Below are 16,910 nucleotides of genomic sequence, written 5' to 3'. Positions count from 1 at the left end.
CCTTCGTGCTGGTACTGGTCGGGGGCATCCTGACCTATCTGACGCTGCCGCGCGCTCAAGATCCCGAGATCAATTTCAACTGGGTCAACATCATGACCTCGCTGCCCGGCGCATCAGCCGAGGACATCGAACGCGAGATCACCGACCCGCTCGAGGACGCGCTTGCCCAGGTGCGCGACATCCGCTTCGTCTCGTCTTCGTCGCGTGAGGGTCTGTCGTCCATCCTGGTACGCTTCGAGAGCATCTCCGAGCGGGTCTTCGACAAACGCATCAATGACTTGCGCCGCGAAATACAGAACAAGGCCTCCTCGGAACTGCCGGCCGATGCGACCGAACCGCAAATCCTCGAGATCACCAGTTCGAACGGCTTCCCGACTGCGCAGATGGTGTTGTACGGCACCGGGGGCGAAACGCTACGCCGCTTCGCGTCGACGATCCAACGCGACCTCGAGCAACTCGACGGGGTCGACCGCGTGCAGGCCTTCGGTTTCGACGACCCGCAGTTGCAGGTGGACTTCGATCCGGTTCGGGTCGCCGCGGCCGGCCTCAGTCCGACCGAAGTCTCCGACGGCGTCGCGGCCTGGTTTCGCAACGTTCTGGGCGGCCGCATCGAAGTCGGTGACGCCGAGTGGCTGCTTCGCCTGGAAGGCAAGACCGCCGACCCGGACTTGCTCGCCCGTGCCGCGCTGATCACCCCTCAGGGCCGCATCGCCCTGGAGGAGATCGCGACCGTGCAGCGCGGTCACGAGCGCAGCGCACAGTTGGTGAGCTACCAGGGCAACCCGGCAGTGTTGCTCTCCCTCACCAAACAGGCGGACACCAATACCCTGCAACTGGTCGAGCGACTCAAACGCTTCGCCGACGAACGCAACCCGCTGTTGCATGGGCAAGGCGTGCAACTGGTGATGGTGGACGACCAGACCCATGCGACCCGTCAGGCGATCGCGGTGATGGAATCGAACGCGCTGATCGGCCTGGTCGCCGTACTGGCGATGTGCTGGCTGTTTCTCGGCACCCGGCTCGCGCTGCTGGTGGCGCTGGGCATTCCCTTCTCGCTCGCAGGCGCGTTCCTCGGTGCGGACCTGATCGGCTCAACGCTCAACCTCACGGTGCTGCTCGGCATCGTCATCGCGCTTGGCATGGTGGTCGACGACGCCGTGGTGGTCATCGAAGCGATCTACTACCGCATGACCCGAGGCGAGTCCCCGATCGACGCGGCGATCAACGGCGTGCGCGAGGTCGCGTCACCGGTCATTTCCGCCATCCTGACAACGGTGGCCGCTTTCCTGCCGCTGATGCTGCTGCCCGGCATTCTCGGTGAGTTCATGTTCATCGTGCCCTTCATCGTCACGACTGCGCTGCTGATCAGTCTGTTCGAGGCCTTCTGGATTCTGCCGACTCACGTCATGGTGATCAGGCCGGACTACAGCCGCCCCTCGCGCATGCAACGCGCGCGGCAGCGGGCGACACACTGGCTCCGCACCCGTTACGCGCGCGCACTCGTCGCGGTGATGCGCCGGCCGAAAACCGGGCTTCTCGTCGTGCTGATCACCATGCTCGGCGCGCTCGGCCTGGTGGGGGGCGGTGTCGTCAAGCGCGACTTCTTCGCCTTCGATCCGGTGCGGCAGTTCTTCGTTCACATCGACATGGCACCCGGCATCCAGCTCACGCAGACCCTGGCCGAGGCCGAAAGAGTCGCCGAGATCATCGGCCGCGAACTCGACGCCCACGACCTTCGCTCGGCGGTCGCGGTCGCCGGGGTCAAGTTCACGGATACAGAGCCACTGTTCGGAACGCAGTACGGCCAGGTCGTGGTATCGCTGCAACCCAAGGTCGGCGACATGCCTGACGCCGACGTGCTGATCGACCGGCTGCGCGAGCCGATGGCTGCGCTTGAAAGCGGCGCCAACATCAGCTTCCTCGAGCTCAAGGGCGGCCCACCGACGGCGCGCCCGATCAACGTCAAGGTGCTGGGCGACGACTACGCCGAACTGCGTGCGGCCGCCGACGCCCTGCTGGGCGCACTCGCGGCCATTCCCGGCGTGCGCGACATCACCGACGACGATGTCGCCGGCCGTGCGGAGATGCGCCTCACGCTGAACCGCGAGAAACTCGCCGAAGCGGGGGTGTCGCCGATGGAGGTCGCGCGCCTGCTGCGACTGTATGGCGACGGCGAAACTGTAGGCAGCACGCGCGACAGGGGCGAGAAAGTTGATCTCGTGGTGCGCGCAGATCCGACCCGATTTGCCGACATCGCCGAAGTGTTGCAGCACCCGGTGCGGCTTGCCAACGGTGAGCTGACCCGTCTCGACGCGCTGGTCGATGCCGAAACCCGCATCTCGAAGGGTTACATCCGCCACTACCAGTTTCGGCGCGCGATCACGGTCGAGGCGGAGATCGAACGCGACCTCATCGACACCGTCGAGGCCAACCGCCAGTTGCGCGAGGCCTGGGCGGCGCTTCAGGCCGATTACCCCAACGTGTCGCTGGACTTCTCCGGCGAACTCGACGATATCCAGGAGAGCCTGGACTCGATGGGCCGGCTGTTCCTCGTCGGCGTCGGCCTAATCTACCTGATCCTGGCGGCGCAGTTCCGCAGCTATTTCCAGCCGCTGATCATCCTCGTCACGGTGCCGCTGGCCTTCACCGGCGTCGTGCTTGGACTGCTGGTGTCCGGCAACCCGCTTTCGCTGTACACCCTGTACGGCGTTGTCGCGCTGACCGGCATCGCGGTCAATGCGGCGATCGTGCTGATCGCGGCCGCGAACGAACGACTCGCCGCCGGGATAAGCGTGCAGCACGCGGCGATCTACGCCGCCCGCCGTCGAGTGGTGCCGGTGCTGATCACCACTGTGACCACCATCGGCGGACTCCTCTCGCTCGCCACCGGTCTTGGCGGCAAGTCGCTGATGTGGGGTCCGGTCGCCGCCAGCATCGTCTGGGGCCTCGGCTTTTCGGCACTGCTGACGCTGTTCGCGATCCCGCTGGTGTGGCGGGTCGCGATGGCACGCAGTCGCGCGAACGGTCACGCAGCCTGACGCGCCTCGAGGTAGTCGAGCATCTCGTCGAACAGCGCCAGCTTCGCGTAATCCATCTCCGGGACGGTCACACCGGCGCGGGTCTCGATCGCCGCGAGCAGGTTCTGGAAGTCGAAGGAATCGATCTCGAGCTGCTCACGCCAAGGGCGCTCGGGTTTCAACGCATCGAAATCCGCCTCGGGGGCGATTTCGGACACGCAGTCGATAACAATGCTGCGGATTTCGTCGCGGCTCAGTCTTGCCATAGGGTCTCCGGTCGGCTGAGAAGGTCGGCCACACGGGCGAGAAAGCGCGCGCCGATCGCGCCATCGGTGACCCGATGGTCGGCGGCGAGCGAGGCGTGCACGCAGCGGGTGGCAAAAAGGCGGCCGTTTTCGGCCCACGGTTTTTCGGTGATGCGACCGAAACCGACGAGCGCGACCTGCGGCGGGTAGATCACACCCTGCACGGTCTCGACGCCGAGATCGCCGAGGTTGGTCACGGTGATCGAAGTCTCGCTGAGTTCCGAGCTGCGCAGTTGCCCGGCACGGGTACGCCGCAGCAGGTCGGCGAGTGCGGTCATCATCGCGTCGATTGGCAGCCGGTCGGCATCACGCAGCGCGGGCGCGACCAGGCCGCCACCGCGCAGTGCGATCGCAACGCCGATGTGACAGGCTTCAGCAGACCGGAACACGCCGTTCTCGTACCAGCCGTTGAGCGCGGGCACCTCGCGCAAGGCCAGCGCGACTGCACGGAGCTGCAGCACCGCGAACAGCACCCGCCCGGCGGTCGGCAGTCCGCTGTTGTGCGCTTCCAGCCACGCCAGCGCGGGGGCCACGTCAATCGCAGTGCCAAGGTAGTAATGCGGAATCTCGCGATTGGACAGGCTCATCGCCGCGGCAATCGCGTCTCGCATCGCGCTGCGTCGAGCTTCGGCATCGTCCTTGACGGTTGGCTTCGATGGGGCTTGCTGGGTGGGACGAACAGCGGCCGCGCGTTCGACATCGGCCAGGGTGATCGCGCCATCGCCCCCGGTCGCCGAGGCTTTGGTGGGATCCACGCCCAGGGCTTCGGCACGCCGCCGTGCAGCCGGAGTGATGCGCAAACGGGTCGCTGACCGCAGCGGCTGAACGCCTTTTGCAGGGGCTGCAGTCCGTGCGGACGGCCTGGCTTCGGGTTCCGGTACGCCGGGCTTCTCGGGCGCCGGTTTCGCCGCGACGCCTTCGCGCGCTGCGGGTGCCTCACCTTTCACCAGGATCTTCGCCATCACCCCACCCACCGGGATCTTATGGCCGGGTTCCGCGATCAGCGCATCGACCACGCCGTCGGTCCAGATCTCGACCTCGACCGCCCCCTTCTGGGTTTCGACCACACACACCACCTGACCCCGCTTGACGGTGTCGCCCGGCGCGACCAGCCATTCGACGAAGGTGCCGTCTTCCATGTCGGCCCCGAGCGAGGGCATCGTGAAGTCGGACATCCGATCACCCTTTCCCGAACATGAGCCTGACTGCCGCGACGATGTCCGCAACCTGCGGGATCGCCGCGTCCTCGAGATGTTTGGCGTAGGGCACCGGCACCTCGCGGCTGCACACGCGTTGCGGCGGTGCGTCCAGTTCGTAAAAGGCCTGCTCGCACACCCGCATCGCGATCTCGGCGGCGAGGCTGCCGCTCTTCCAGCCTTCGTCGATGACCAGCAAGCGGTGCGTCTTGCTCACCGTCGCAACGATGGCGGCGTCATCGAGCGGGCGCAGGCTACGCAGGTCGAGCACCTCGGCGTCTATGCCCTCGGCAGCCAGTTGTTCGGCCGCGGCAAGCGTCTTGTGCAGCATGCCGCCATAGGTGACCAGACTGATGTCGCGGCCCTCTCTGCGAGTCGCCGCATGGTCGATATCCACCGCGACCGGCTCGCCACGCACCTCGCCCTCCACACCGAGCAGCAGCGCATGCTCGAAGATCAGCACCGGGTCCGGGTCTTCGAGTGCTGCGAGCAGCATGCCGCGCGCGTCCTCGTGAGTGGCCGGCGCGACAATGCGCAGGCCGGGGATGTGGGCATACCAGCCCTCGAGGCTGTGCGAATGTTGCGCCGCGAGCTGACGACCACCACCGGTGGTCATGCGTATCACCACCGGTACCGAGCACTGCCCGCCTGACATGTGGCGCAGGGTCGCGGCGTTGTTCATGATCTGGTCGAGCGCGAGCAGGCTGAAGTTCACAGTCATGATTTCGACCACCGGTCGCATGCCGTTCAGCGCGGCACCGATGCCGGCACCGGTGAAGGCCGACTCGGACAGGGGCGTATCGCGCACCCGCGCCTCGCCGAAACGCTCGAGCAATCCCTTGCTGACCGCATAGGTGCCGCCGTAGCGGCCGACGTCCTCACCGAGCAGAAAGACCCGCTCGTCACGCTCGAGAGCGGCAATCAGGCCCTCGCGCAGGGCGTCACGGTATGCGATGCGGCGCGGCTCGCCATCGGCCGGCGCCATCGGTCGTGCAATCGTTTCGTTGCGCGCATAGACATCGCGCTCCAGTTGTTCGACCGGCTCCCAGCTGCCAGCCTCGGCAAAAGCCACGGCCGCGTCGATCTCGGCGGCGACCTCTGCTTCGATCGCCTCGAGCGTGCCCGGCGGCAGAAGGCCGGCTTCACCCGCCGCTTTCTCGAACAGCACGATCGGGCAGCGTTGCTTCCAGCGTTCGACCTCCTGCTTGTCGCGATAAAGCTCGGGGTCGAACATCGAATGCGGCCGGAAGCGATAGGTGCGGAACTCGACGAACACCGGGCCGTGACCCTCGCGGACGTAGGTGACCGCTTCGCGCATCGCGCCGGCAACCGCGACCAGGTCCATGCCGTCGACCGCAATCGCCTTCATGCGATAGCTCGCGGCCTTCACGCACAAGTCATTCTGCGACTCCGAGCGTTTCAGCGCGGTCCCCATCGCGTAGTAATTGTTCTCGCACAGAAACAGCACCGGCAGTTTCCACAAGGTCGCGAGGTTCGCCGACTCGTGGAACTCGCCCTCGGCCATCGCGCCCTCGCCGAAAAAGCAGGCGGTGACGTCGTCCCTGCCGCACAAACGGTCTGCAAGCGCGAACCCGACCGCCATCGGCATCGCGCCGGCCACGATCGCATTGCCACCAAAGAAGCGCCGCTCAATGTCGAACAAGTGCATCGAGCCGCCGCGGCCACGGCTGCAGCCCTCCTGCTTGCCGTACATCTCGGCCATGATGGCATCCGCCGGCACCCCGCGGGCGAGCGCGTGGCCGTGCTCGCGATAGGTGGCGAGCACATGGTCGCTGTCGCGCAGGGCCGGCATCGCGCCGGTGGCGATCGCCTCCTCGCCGATGTAAAGGTGCAGGAATCCGCGGATCTTGCCGGCGCTGTACATCTCGGCGCACTTCTCCTCGAAACGCCGGATGCGCACCATCTGCCACAGAGCGACGCGGGCGCTCTCGGCGTCGAATACCTCGGTGATCGCCCCGGGTTCGAAATTGGGCGTGATCATGACGATTGCTCCAGCGTCGAGGTGTCGCCTTCCGGCAGGCCGAGCTCGCGCGCCTTGAGCAGCCGGCGCATGATCTTGCCGCTGCGGGTCTTGGGCAGCGACGCCTGGATGTCGATCTCCTTGGGTGCGACTGCGGGGCCGAGCCGCTTGCGCGCGAAACCGAGCAGTTCGCGTCGCAGGGCTTCAGAGGCCTCGAAGCCCGGCTTCAGCGCAACGAATGCCTTGACCACCTCGCCGACGGTGGGGTCGGGCTTGCCGATCACACCGGCTTCGGCAACCGCGGGATGCTCCATCAGCGCCGACTCCACCTCGAAGGGACCAATCAGGTGGCCGGCCGACTTGATGACGTCATCCGCCCGGCCGACGAACCAGAAGTAGCCGTCCGCATCGCGGCGGGCCAGGTCGCCGGTGAGATACCAGTCGCCGACGAAGCACTTGGCGTAGCGTTCGTCCTCGTGCAGGTAGGCGCGGAACATCGACGGCCAGCCCTTGCGCAGCGCGAGTTCTCCCTCGACGTCGGGCTCGGTCACCGGCTCGACGCCCCCGCCCGGAAGATGACGCACGATCGCCGCGTCGATGCCGGGCAAGGGCTTGCCCATGGAGCCGGGGCGGATGTCCATGGCCGCGTAGTTGGCGATCATGATGCCGCCGGTCTCGGACTGCCACCAGTTGTCATGGATCGGCAGCCCGAAGGCTTCCACGCCCCAGGTCACCGCCTGCGGGTTCAGCGGTTCGCCGACGCTCGCAATGAAGCGCAGATTGTCGAAGCGGTGCGCCCGCGCACCGGTGGTGCCGCCACGCATCATCATGCGGATCGCGGTCGGCGCGGTGTACCACACGCTCACGCCCTCGTCCTCGAGAATCCGGTACCAGCGCTCGGCGTCGAACTCCGCCTCGTCGACGACCAGGGTCGCGCCAATGACCAAGGGCGCGATGATGCCGTAGGACATGCCGGTGACCCAGCCCGGGTCGGCGGTGCACCAGAAGACGTCGGCGGCGTCGAGATCGAGCGCAAAGCGCCCAGTTGCCAGATGGGCAACGACCGCTTCATGCACATGCAAGGCGCCCTTGGGTTTGCCAGTAGTTCCACTGGTGAAATGAAGCAGCGCCGGATCTTCGGGCGCAGTCGCGGCAATGGCGTATTCGGGGGAGGCAGCATCCAGTAGCGGGCCGAGTTCCAGCGTGCCGGCTGGCAGCTCGGGCTCGTCGTCATCGCGCACCACCAGCACATGACTCAGGCAGTCCAGCCCGTCGCGCACCGGGGCGACCTTTCGCCGGTAGAGACTGGTGGTGGTGACCAGCACCCGCCCCTGGCCGATGCCGATCCGGGTCGCGATCGGCTCCGGGCCGAAGGCCGAAAACAGTGGGCTGACCACGCAGCCATGCTTCAGCGCTCCGAGGATCGCGACGTAAAGCTCGGGAATGCGGCCGGCGAGCACGAACACGGTATCGCCCCGCGCCACGCCGAGCGCCGACAAGGTGTTGGCGAAGCGCGCGCTCGCCGCACTCAGCGCGGCATAGGAGATCAGCCTGCGCTCACCCGAGCGCCCCAGCCAGCGCATTGCCACGCGATCGCCGTGTCCAGCCGCGACATGGCGGTCCAGCGCCTCGTGCGCAATGTTGAGCCCATCCCCCGGGAGACCGTCGAGCGAGCTACGCACACCACGCCAGTCGAAACTGACACGAATCGCATCGTAATCGCCCAGCACCGCAGCCCTCGAAGCAGGGGCGCTTTTGCGGATGATCTCCATTGTCTCCGTCCTCGATTCGGATCGACGGAACCAGTATAGCGCCACGAGATGCGGTTGTTGAGCTGCCAATGCATTCTACTCTTTTTGCCGTTTTTCTCGTTTGGTTTGCTTTTTTGGCGTCAATTGCGATTCTACCTGTTAAACTCCAGACTGCGCACGATGCCACGGCCACACCAGCCCTGCATGACTCATGACACCCAAGCGGAAAAGCGACCGCCGTATGACGAACATCGACTTCAGGCTTCATTTCACCGCGGAAACCGGGGCGGCAGCCTTGATCCGCATCGCCAACGAGGCTTTGGCCGAAGGGGCCCGCTCATTGTTGCTGCTCGCCGCCGACGCCAACGACTGCGAGACCGAAGAGATCGACACCTGGCTGCGCGCCTGCCCGGTACCGGTATTTGGCGGCGTGTTTCCACAGTTGATCCACGATTGCCAGAACCGCGAACACGGTTTCATCGTCGCCGGCCTCAGTGAAACTGTCGAGGTTCACAACATACCCGGTCTGTCCGACCCTTCGAGTGATTACTTCGAGACCCTCGAGCCATTGTTCGGCGGAAAACCGGAGCCGGTCACCCTGGTGGTTCTGGTGGACGGCATGGGGAGCGGCATCAGCGCCTTACTGGACAGCGTTTTCGACGTGCTCGGCAGCGAACCGGTCTATTTTGGCGGTGGCGCAGGAAGCCTCAGCTTCGTCCAGAAGCCCTGTCTGTTCTCGAACGAGGGCATGCTGACCGACTATGCGCAACTCACCGCCCTGCCTTTACGCCTTGTCCTCGGCGTCGAGCATGGCTGGGAAAAATTCGCCGGTCCCTTCGTCGCCACCTCAGGGACGCGCAACATCGTCGCGAGCCTGGATTTCAAGCCCGCCTTCGATGTCTATCAAGAGTTTGTCGAGGCTGACAGCGGCAAACACTTCACCAACACCAACTTCTTCGACATCGCCAAGGGCTATCCCTTCGGCATGGAGCGGCCCGACGGCAGCATTGTCGTCCGTGATCCGATCACCCGAGACGGGACCAGCATGGTCTGCGTCGGCGAGGTGCCGATCAACAGCGTGGTCTATCTGCTCAAGGGCAAGCCGGAGAACCTCATCCACGCAGCAGCGAGGGGTGCATCGCGATTACCCAAGGGCTACGGCCCGGCAATCATGAGCGATTGCATCAGCAGAGTGCTTTATCTCGGTGACGATTTCGCCAAGGAAATCGAGGCGATCCAGGGTGAGGTCGGACCACGCCCGATCTTCGGCATGTTGACACTCGGTGAAATTGCCAACGGCGGCGATCGTTGCCTGGAGTTTTACAACAAGACGCTGGTGCTCGCCGCAACCGAGTACTGAAACCGCTCTCTTCATGGTTCCGTTCTCCAACCAGAGCCTCTCGCTCATCGCACTGCAGTACGAACTGGCTCTTCTCATCGGCCAGGATCTGCGTCTCGTGCCGATGCTCAAGCGCTTCTTCCCGCCGACATTGAAACTGCTGGGTTGCCGCGCTGCACATATCTGGTTGCGCGATGAGGAAACAGGGAACCTCGCACACCGCTTCAGCTATCCAAGCCATGATACCCGCCGCCTGTCGGAGGACGGTCCGTTGACCGAGGCGGTCGCCCTTCATTCGGTGGGTCCCGAAGAGGCCCAGGTAGTACATCTTGGTGACGAAGGATGGGCCCACTTTCTGCCGCTGGGTGAGCGCGGTTTCTGCGTTCTGGTTCGATCGGAAGATCCGCTCGCCCCTGAAATAAAGGCCGCCCTTTCGCCGATCTTCGACCGACTCAGAACCGCCTGTGCTGCGTGCATCGAGCACGAACAAACCGAGGCGCTGCGTGCCCAGGCGACGCTCGGCGAGCAAAAGCTGCGCACCGTGTTCGAGACTGTGGGCGAGGTGATCTTCCAGCTCGACGACGGAGGACGGGTGGAGTCCCTGAATCCAGCATGGACGCGGATCACCGGCAGACCGGTTGCCGGCAGCCTGGGAAGACGCCTGACAGATCTGCTGAACACGGACGATGACAATGCCGCCGAACTGCAGCGGCAGCTGATGACGGTCACCAACGAAAACCTTGCGTTCAACGCACAGGTCAATACACCCGACGGCGAGATCCGCCACCTTTCGGTGCAGCTCAAGCGTGCGCGTCACCCGGGCGGAGGCGCCTCCCGGCTCATCGGCACTATGGTCGACACTACCGAGCAGCACCGACTCGTCGACCGACTGGTCCACGCCCGCGCCCGCGCAGAGGAGGCGAACAACGCCAAGAGCGCGTTCCTCGCCAACATGAGCCACGAGATCCGCACCCCAATGAATGGCGTGATCGGCCTCGCACAGGTTGCCCTTGCCGAAACCCGCGAACCCGAGACACGAAATCAGCTCGCGATGATTCTCGACTCCGCCGAGCACCTGCTGACCGTCATCAACGACATCCTCGATTTCTCCAGGATCGAAGCAGGACAGATCGCATTCCACGAGACCGAATTCGATCTACCCGCCCTGCTGGCCGACACCCTCGCGCAGATGCGGCTACCAGTCGAGCAAAAAGGCTTGTCGCTGTCTCTCAAAACCGACCAAGGCCTGCCTCACCGTGTCAGGGGCGACGCGATCCGGATCAAACAGGTGCTGCTCAACCTCCTCGGCAACGCCTGCAAATTCACCTCGACAGGTTCGATCACGCTTCGCGCCCGACAGGTCGACAATGAACTGCTGCGCTTCGAGGTCGAGGACACCGGCATCGGCATCCCGGCCGAGAAACAGCTGTGCATCTTCGACGCGTTCGCACAGGCGGATAACTCCATCGTGCGCGGATACGGCGGCACCGGGCTCGGACTGACAATTTCCCGTCGCTTGGTCGAGCTCATGAACGGGGAGATCGGCCTTGAAAGCGCCCCTGGCGCAGGCAGTCGATTCTGGTTCACCGCGCGCCTAGAGTGCGTCAAGACCCCTGACACAAGAGTGCAGACCACCGCGCACCCCACACCTGCCCGTCGACAAGCCCGGAGCGACCGGCATGCCAGGCTGAACATTCTTGTTGCCGAGGACAATCTCATCAACAGGCGTCTGATGGAGGCCTTGCTGCGCCAGATGGGCCACAACGCAAGCTTCGCCGAGAACGGCCAGGTCGCGGTGGCCAGCCGTTCGGAACGCGAGTTCGATCTCGTGCTTATGGACATGCAGATGCCGGTGATGGACGGGCTAACCGCAACGCGGGCCATTCGCAAGTACGAGGCACTGTCGGGCATCAGACCTGTACCGGTCTTCGCACTCACTGCCAACGCAATGGCCGTCGATCGGGAGGCCTGTCTTGCCGCCGGCATGGACGGCCACCTGCCCAAGCCACTGAAACGTTCGGCCCTGGAAGCCGTACTCCGTGATATTGAGCGTCGCAGTACGCCGACCACCCTGCAGGATCGGACAGACAATGACCAATGACATTGCCGGCGCCACGACGACGCAGACCAATGGTCACGCCGACCTGCATCCCCGTACGTTGCTCGTGGTCGACGACGACGAGGCGACACGCATGCTGGTCAAGGCGATCTTCACCTCCAAGGGCTTCCGCGTCCTCGATGCCCGAAATGGCGCGGAGGGCGTGGAGCGCTTTCAGCAGGCGGACCCCGACATCGTGCTGATGGACGTGATGATGCCGGTGATGGACGGTTTCGAGGCAACTCGTCGCATCCGCACCCTCGATCGGGATGAAGGCACCCCTATCATCATGCTGACCGGTGCGGACGACATCGACGCCATCTCCGACGCCTTCGACGCCGGTGCGACCGATTTCGTGGCCAAGCCGATCAACTGGCCACTGATTTCCCAGCGAATCCGTTTCGCGCTGCGAAGCAGTGAGTTAATGCGCGAAGCGCGTCGCAACCGACTACGCGAGTCTGCGACGCGACGACTCGCCCAGCTGGGTTTCTGGATCTGGGATCCGATCACCCGGAGTTTCGAGTGGCCGGAGGACGTCGACGAACTGATCGGCGGCCCCGCCGCTTCAGTCGATACACTCGACAGGTTGTTGGCTCACACCCATGCCGACGATCGCGAACGCGCTCGCAAAGCCTTTGATGCGACCGCTGCAGCCGACGTACGCCTCGAACTCGAACTCAGGCTGCAGTGGAACGGTGACGAGCGCATCGTACGCCTGACCGGAGAGAGCGGCGTCGAAGGCCGGGACATGGATCGTGTGTTCGGCGCAATACAGAACATCACGGACACCCGACGTACCCAGGCGCTTGTCGATTATCTGGCGCTGCATGACGAACTCACCGGACTCGGCAACCGCCGCCTGTTCGCTCAGCTCATTGCAAACCATGCGGCCTCACTGCGCACCCCCGACCACAGCACCATGCTGGTCGGCTGGATCGATCTGACACGATTTCACCGCTTCAACAACGCGCTCGGCGAGGGCGCCGGCGACGCATTGCTCAAACAGGTCGCACAGCGACTGCGGACGTCGCTGGATGACGGTGAGGTCGCACGGGTTGGCGGGGACGAGTTCGCGGTGCTGATCCGCGCGCCGAACGCCGGACACGCCACCCATCGGTTCGAGCAAGTCCTCGAAGCGCTCGATCATCCGTTCCCCGTCAAGTCCGACGAGACCTACGTGAGTTTCAGCGCCGGACTTGCTCTGCTTTCCGACCACGCGACCGACGCCGCCGATCTGCTCTCGCTCGCCCAGGAGGCCCAGCGACGCGCGAGAATCCAGGGGCGACGCATGGTCTCGTCAAGTGAGATCGAGCGCACGCGACGTGCCTCGTCGCTGGACGTTGAACGCGAGCTAAGACGAGCACTGAGCAGGAACCAGTTTCACCTTGTCTACCAGCCGCAGATGAAGCTGCGCGAGGGTCGCATCGTTGGCGCCGAGGCCCTTCTGCGCTGGCATCACCCGGAGAAAGGGCTGGTTTCTCCGGTGGAGTTCATCCCCATTCTCGAAGAGACCGGACAAATCCTCGACGTCGGCGCCTGGGTCATCGCAGAGGCCTGCCGCCAGGCAAAACGATGGGCCGACGCTGGCACACCGCTGCGCATCGGCATCAACCTCTCGCCACGCCAGTTTCTCGAGCCCGACCTGCTCGACGTGATCGTCGATGCGACTCGGGCCGCAGGTGTTTCGAGCGAGCTGATCGAGCTGGAGATTACCGAGAGTCTCGCGATGCGAGACCCGGAGCGCATGATTGCCCTGCTGCAGCACCTGAGGTCTCTCGGCTACAAGATCGCAATCGACGACTTCGGCATCGGCCACTCATCGCTGGAGTATCTTTTGCGCTTTCCACTGGACACCATCAAGATCGATCGCAGCTTCGTCGCGCGGATCACCGATGCGCAGGCGGATCGAGCCATCGTCCGCGCAATCACGGTCATCGCCCAGACGATCGACGCTACGACAATCGCCGAGGGTATCGAAACACAGCGTCAATGCGATTTCGTCGAAGCGCTCGGCGTCAGCGAAATTCAGGGTTACCTGATCGGCGAGCCGATGCTCGCGAACCAACTGGAGGGTCTGATGGGAGGCTTTCACCGTCCCGGAGGCGGCTGAGCCTCTCTCAGTGGGGCTTGCAGTAGCCCAGTTCTACTAACCGCCCCACAGTGTCCCGTTTGGTCTGTGCCAGCGCGGCGTGGGCCGAGGCGGCCCGCGACAGATCTTCGTCCCGCGCCGCCCGCTCGATCGCTGCGGCGATCGAGGACAAGCGATTGGCGCCGAAATTAGCAGCACCTCCCTTCAACGAATGCGCACTCTCTATGATCCGCTGGCGATCAGCCACCGCCAGCGCATCGCGCACCGAATTGACCTGTTCGTCCAACTGAACAACGAAATGGCCCACGATCTCGCCGAGCTCCTCTCCCAGCACCTCACGCAATTCATCGAGGACCGAGACGTCGATCAACGGAGAGAATTCCTGACTGTGGTCTGTCATCTGAACGGGAAGCACCGGTCATGGATGGAATACCTGCAATCCAATGATACCGTGGAGTTCGCAGCCAGGCCCGAAGAACGGCAGGAAAATCGATACCCGCCCAAGCGGGGGCGACGGGGGATGCGTGCGAACGATTCCCGGCCGTCGCGCAATCGTTTACGCTGAAGCGCTCAACCCAGCATCGACCAGGACCAGCAAGATCATGCATAACAACTCCCCTGTCGTCATCGTCACCGGTGCCAGTCGTGGAATCGGCCACGCCATCGCCCTGGAATTCGCGCGTCATGGTTACGCCTGCGTGCTCGCGGCACGAAATAGCATCGCGCTGGGGCGAACCGCCGACGAAGTGCGCGCGCTCGGCGCCCCCGAGCCGCTGAGCATCTCCGCAGACCTGCGTGACAGGGATCAACCCGCTCGCGTAGTGGAACAGACGCTTGCCCGCTTCGGCCGGCTGGATGCGCTGGTGAACAACGCCGGCGCAACCAAGCGGGGTGACTTTCTGTCGCTGCCGGACGAGGACATGCTCGACGGTTTCGCGCTCAAGTACCACGCCACGGTGCGCTTTTGTCGCGCCGCGTGGCCACATCTGGAAATGAGCCGGGGGAGCATCGTCAACATAGCGGGCATTGGCGCACACACCCCGACCGCCGAGTTCACCATTGGCGGACCGGTCAACTCGGCGCTGATCAACTTCACCAAGGCGCTTGCCGATCGTGCCCGCGGCACCGGCATGCGCATCAACACCGTGTGCCCGGGCCCCACCGCCACCGACCGCCTGACCCGTCGCATCGAGGCACTGGCGGCCGAGCGCGGCATCGGCATGGCGGAGGCGGAAACCGAGATGCTCAAGCAGCAGGGACTGGCACGCTACGGCCAGCCGCAGGAAATCGCCCGCGTCGTTCGCTTTCTGTGCTCCGACGAAGCGAGCTACATCCACGGCGCCACCATCGACGTGGACGGTGGCGTTACCTCGGGCATCTGAACCGCCGAACCCCGAGCCAATCCGAAAGTCCCAAACCTGCCGGATTGTGCCGGCCGGACGGACGGAGTCGCCTCACCATGACGCAATCTCGGATCATCGCCACCCTGTCGCTGCTGATCGCGGCAGCTTTCGCCATTTTGTGGCGGCCGGTATCGCTCGAGGATCGTATGATCCAGCTCCAGCTCGAACGCATCATCCCGACCGATGCGCGCACACTGGCGGCACAGCCGCTCGAGCTGCGCGCGCTGCTTGTGGACTATGCCGACGACCCGCTGCTGTTGCTCCAGGCCCAGGCGGCACTGCAGCGCCATCCGAGCATGGCGCCGGAGGTCATGCTCGCTTTCGGCGACGAGCCCGACTTTCGCACGGTGCTGCGCGAGTACGGCGCCACCTCGATACCCCCGATCCACTTCTTCATGCAGAACGAGGTGCGCACCGTCGCCGTGATGAAACAGGCCGGTGAGCTTGCCGAGCGCCTTCGCGCCCTGATTGGTGGCGACGATCCTGTCGACAGCGAACCGATGCCACCGGCGCTGGAGCGCGGCTGGTACGCCGTGGCCTTCATCCGTGCGGAAGGTCACAGCTTCATCGGCCAGTTCGTCACGCGCCCGGATGGGAGCGTTGCCTGGCTGCAGTCCGAACGCTTCCTCGAAAGCATCAACACCTTCTTCCTGGGCGGGATTCGGGCCCTGGAAACCCGGGCACGCCTGGGTGAGCCTATCCGCGCACGCGACATTGGTCACGCCGGCATCGATGTCGCGATCGGGGTGGGGGTTTTCAAGCTGGTGAAAGCAACCCGAGGCGGCGCAGTCGCCACCCGACAGGCGGGCTTCGCGACGCGCTCGGTCGCGCTGGCGCCGGTGATGCTCAAGCAGAGCGCAGTGGCGAGCCGGCTGCTGCGCATAGGCGCGCCGCTGGCGGCAGGCTACCTGATGATTCGCCACCCCAGCCTGATCAACTCCGGGCTGGCATGGCTCGCCGAGCGGCTGAACCTGCCGATCGGACTGGTGCAGTTCGGCGGCTGGTTGCTGCTACTCCTGCCGCTCCTGTATATCGCGAGCCTGCTGTTGCGGCCGCTGGGCCTGGTGCTCGGCGCCTGTGCCCGCATGGCGTTCGCGGCGGGGCGGCTGGCGCACGGCGGCAAACGCCCCGCGCCAGCCTCGCCGATCAGCCCTTGAGACGGACCGCCACCTCGGCAACCCGGGCACCGAACTGGCGCGCGGTCTCGAGGTCACCGGGCAGCATCTCATCGACGCCGGCGTCCGACGGCGTCTGCGCCATTGCACCAGCAAAGGAACCGACGTAGTTCGGGTCGTTGCGGGTCGCCGCCTTGGTGTTGCTCGGCATCATACCGGTGCCGACCCAGATGCCACTGTGCTGCATCGCCAGCGTGAACAGGTAGTGCAGTGTTGACAGCTTGTCGCCGTTCATCGTCGCACTGTTGGTGAAGCCGGCAAAAACCTTGTCCTTCCAGTTCTGCGCGAACCACTGCTTGCTTGACGCGTCGGCGAAGCGCTTGAACTGCCAGCTCACGGTGCCCATGTAGGTTGGCGAACCCATGATGATCGCGTCGGCGGAGGCCAGGCTCTCCCATGCGGCGTCCGCGATGTTGCCGTCGGCATCGATGGCGACCAGCTCGGCGCCGGCGCCCTCGGCCACTGCTTCGGCCATGCGTTTGGTGTGTCCGTATCCGGAATGGAAAACGACTACGGTCTTTGCCATCGTGTTACTCCTATCTGTTGGGGTTGGGGT

Annotated in this window: 12 protein-coding genes; 6 read left to right on the top strand and 6 right to left on the bottom strand. The window is 64.7% G+C overall.

Features of this window, described 5'->3' with window-relative positions:
* A partial coding sequence (locus tag GPA21_RS13650; protein WP_211163595.1) for an efflux RND transporter permease subunit occupies positions 1-3,038 on the top strand: 3,038 nt, incomplete at its 5' end.
* Here GPA21_RS13650 and GPA21_RS13645 read toward each other — a convergent pair.
* Genes GPA21_RS13645 through acsA form a run of 4 tightly spaced genes read right to left on the bottom strand, consistent with a single transcriptional unit; the run spans position 3,026 to position 8,271 of the window.
* Positions 3,026-3,283, bottom strand: coding sequence for an acyl carrier protein (locus GPA21_RS13645; protein WP_168988697.1), 258 nt, complete (start codon positions 3,281-3,283; stop codon positions 3,026-3,028). The genes GPA21_RS13650 and GPA21_RS13645 overlap by 13 nt on opposite strands.
* Positions 3,271-4,497, bottom strand: a complete 1,227-nt coding sequence (locus GPA21_RS13640) for a dihydrolipoamide acetyltransferase family protein (protein WP_168988696.1) — start codon at positions 4,495-4,497, stop codon at positions 3,271-3,273. The genes GPA21_RS13645 and GPA21_RS13640 overlap by 13 nt, the downstream gene beginning before the upstream one ends.
* Before the next feature lie 4 nt (positions 4,498-4,501).
* Positions 4,502-6,520, bottom strand: coding sequence for a pyruvate dehydrogenase (acetyl-transferring) E1 component subunit alpha (gene pdhA, locus GPA21_RS21000; protein WP_168988695.1), 2,019 nt, complete (start codon positions 6,518-6,520; stop codon positions 4,502-4,504).
* Positions 6,517-8,271 carry an acetate--CoA ligase gene (gene acsA / locus GPA21_RS13630; protein WP_168988694.1) on the bottom strand — a complete coding sequence of 585 codons (1,755 nt, stop codon included), beginning with the start codon at positions 8,269-8,271 and terminating at the stop codon, positions 6,517-6,519. The genes pdhA and acsA overlap by 4 nt, the downstream gene beginning before the upstream one ends.
* 220 nt (positions 8,272-8,491) lie before the next feature.
* On the opposite strand from acsA, the gene GPA21_RS13625 reads away from it, so the two are divergent.
* Genes GPA21_RS13625 through GPA21_RS13615 form a run of 3 tightly spaced genes read left to right on the top strand, consistent with a single transcriptional unit; the run spans position 8,492 to position 13,797 of the window.
* A complete protein-coding gene (locus tag GPA21_RS13625) occupies positions 8,492-9,610 on the top strand; it encodes an FIST signal transduction protein (RefSeq protein WP_168988693.1) in 1,119 nt (372 codons plus the stop codon).
* A 13-nt stretch (positions 9,611-9,623) separates the two neighbouring features.
* Positions 9,624-11,690 carry a hybrid sensor histidine kinase/response regulator gene (locus tag GPA21_RS13620; protein ID WP_168988692.1) on the top strand — a complete coding sequence of 689 codons (2,067 nt, stop codon included), beginning with the start codon at positions 9,624-9,626 and terminating at the stop codon, positions 11,688-11,690.
* A complete protein-coding gene (locus tag GPA21_RS13615; protein ID WP_168988691.1) occupies positions 11,680-13,797 on the top strand; it encodes a putative bifunctional diguanylate cyclase/phosphodiesterase in 2,118 nt (705 codons plus the stop codon). Before GPA21_RS13620 ends, GPA21_RS13615 begins: the two co-directional genes overlap by 11 nt.
* 7 nt (positions 13,798-13,804) lie before the next feature.
* On the opposite strand, the gene GPA21_RS13610 is transcribed toward GPA21_RS13615, so the two are convergent.
* A complete protein-coding gene (locus tag GPA21_RS13610) occupies positions 13,805-14,146 on the bottom strand; it encodes an Hpt domain-containing protein (protein ID WP_168988690.1) in 342 nt (113 codons plus the stop codon).
* A 232-nt stretch (positions 14,147-14,378) separates the two neighbouring features.
* On the opposite strand from GPA21_RS13610, the gene GPA21_RS13605 reads away from it, so the two are divergent.
* Together GPA21_RS13605 and GPA21_RS13600 are read left to right on the top strand one after the other, a co-directional pair.
* Positions 14,379-15,158 carry an SDR family oxidoreductase gene (locus GPA21_RS13605; RefSeq protein ID WP_168988689.1) on the top strand — a complete coding sequence of 260 codons (780 nt, stop codon included), beginning with the start codon at positions 14,379-14,381 and terminating at the stop codon, positions 15,156-15,158.
* 77 nt (positions 15,159-15,235) lie between these two features.
* Positions 15,236-16,336 (top strand): hypothetical protein, encoded by a 1,101-nt coding sequence (locus GPA21_RS13600; RefSeq protein ID WP_168988688.1) that lies wholly within the window; start codon positions 15,236-15,238, stop codon positions 16,334-16,336.
* Here GPA21_RS13600 and GPA21_RS13595 read toward each other — a convergent pair.
* Positions 16,326-16,880 (bottom strand): flavodoxin family protein, encoded by a 555-nt coding sequence (locus GPA21_RS13595; protein ID WP_168988687.1) that lies wholly within the window; start codon positions 16,878-16,880, stop codon positions 16,326-16,328. The genes GPA21_RS13600 and GPA21_RS13595 overlap by 11 nt on opposite strands.
* Positions 16,881-16,910: the final 30 nt, after the last annotated feature.

The sequence above is a fragment of the Azoarcus taiwanensis genome, assembly GCF_012910885.1.
Taxonomy (GTDB): domain Bacteria; phylum Pseudomonadota; class Gammaproteobacteria; order Burkholderiales; family Rhodocyclaceae; genus Azoarcus_F; species Azoarcus_F taiwanensis.
This window is presented reverse-complemented; position numbering and strand designations above follow the sequence as displayed.

Excerpts from the sequence above, each read along its gene's own strand:
- GPA21_RS13645 (WP_168988697.1), bottom strand. The coding sequence starts at position 3,283 with ATGGCAAGACTGAGCCGCGACGAAATCCGCAGCATTGTTATCGACTGC.
- GPA21_RS13640 (WP_168988696.1), bottom strand. The coding sequence starts at position 4,497 with ATGTCCGACTTCACGATGCCCTCGCTCGGGGCCGACATGGAAGACGGC.
- pdhA (WP_168988695.1), bottom strand. The coding sequence starts at position 6,520 with ATGATCACGCCCAATTTCGAACCCGGGGCGATCACCGAGGTATTCGAC.
- acsA (WP_168988694.1), bottom strand. The coding sequence starts at position 8,271 with ATGGAGATCATCCGCAAAAGCGCCCCTGCTTCGAGGGCTGCGGTGCTG.
- GPA21_RS13625 (WP_168988693.1), top strand. The coding sequence starts at position 8,492 with ATGACGAACATCGACTTCAGGCTTCATTTCACCGCGGAAACCGGGGCG.
- GPA21_RS13620 (WP_168988692.1), top strand. The coding sequence starts at position 9,624 with ATGGTTCCGTTCTCCAACCAGAGCCTCTCGCTCATCGCACTGCAGTAC.
- GPA21_RS13615 (WP_168988691.1), top strand. The coding sequence starts at position 11,680 with ATGACCAATGACATTGCCGGCGCCACGACGACGCAGACCAATGGTCAC.
- GPA21_RS13605 (WP_168988689.1), top strand. The coding sequence starts at position 14,379 with ATGCATAACAACTCCCCTGTCGTCATCGTCACCGGTGCCAGTCGTGGA.
- GPA21_RS13600 (WP_168988688.1), top strand. The coding sequence starts at position 15,236 with ATGACGCAATCTCGGATCATCGCCACCCTGTCGCTGCTGATCGCGGCA.
- GPA21_RS13595 (WP_168988687.1), bottom strand. The coding sequence starts at position 16,880 with ATGGCAAAGACCGTAGTCGTTTTCCATTCCGGATACGGACACACCAAA.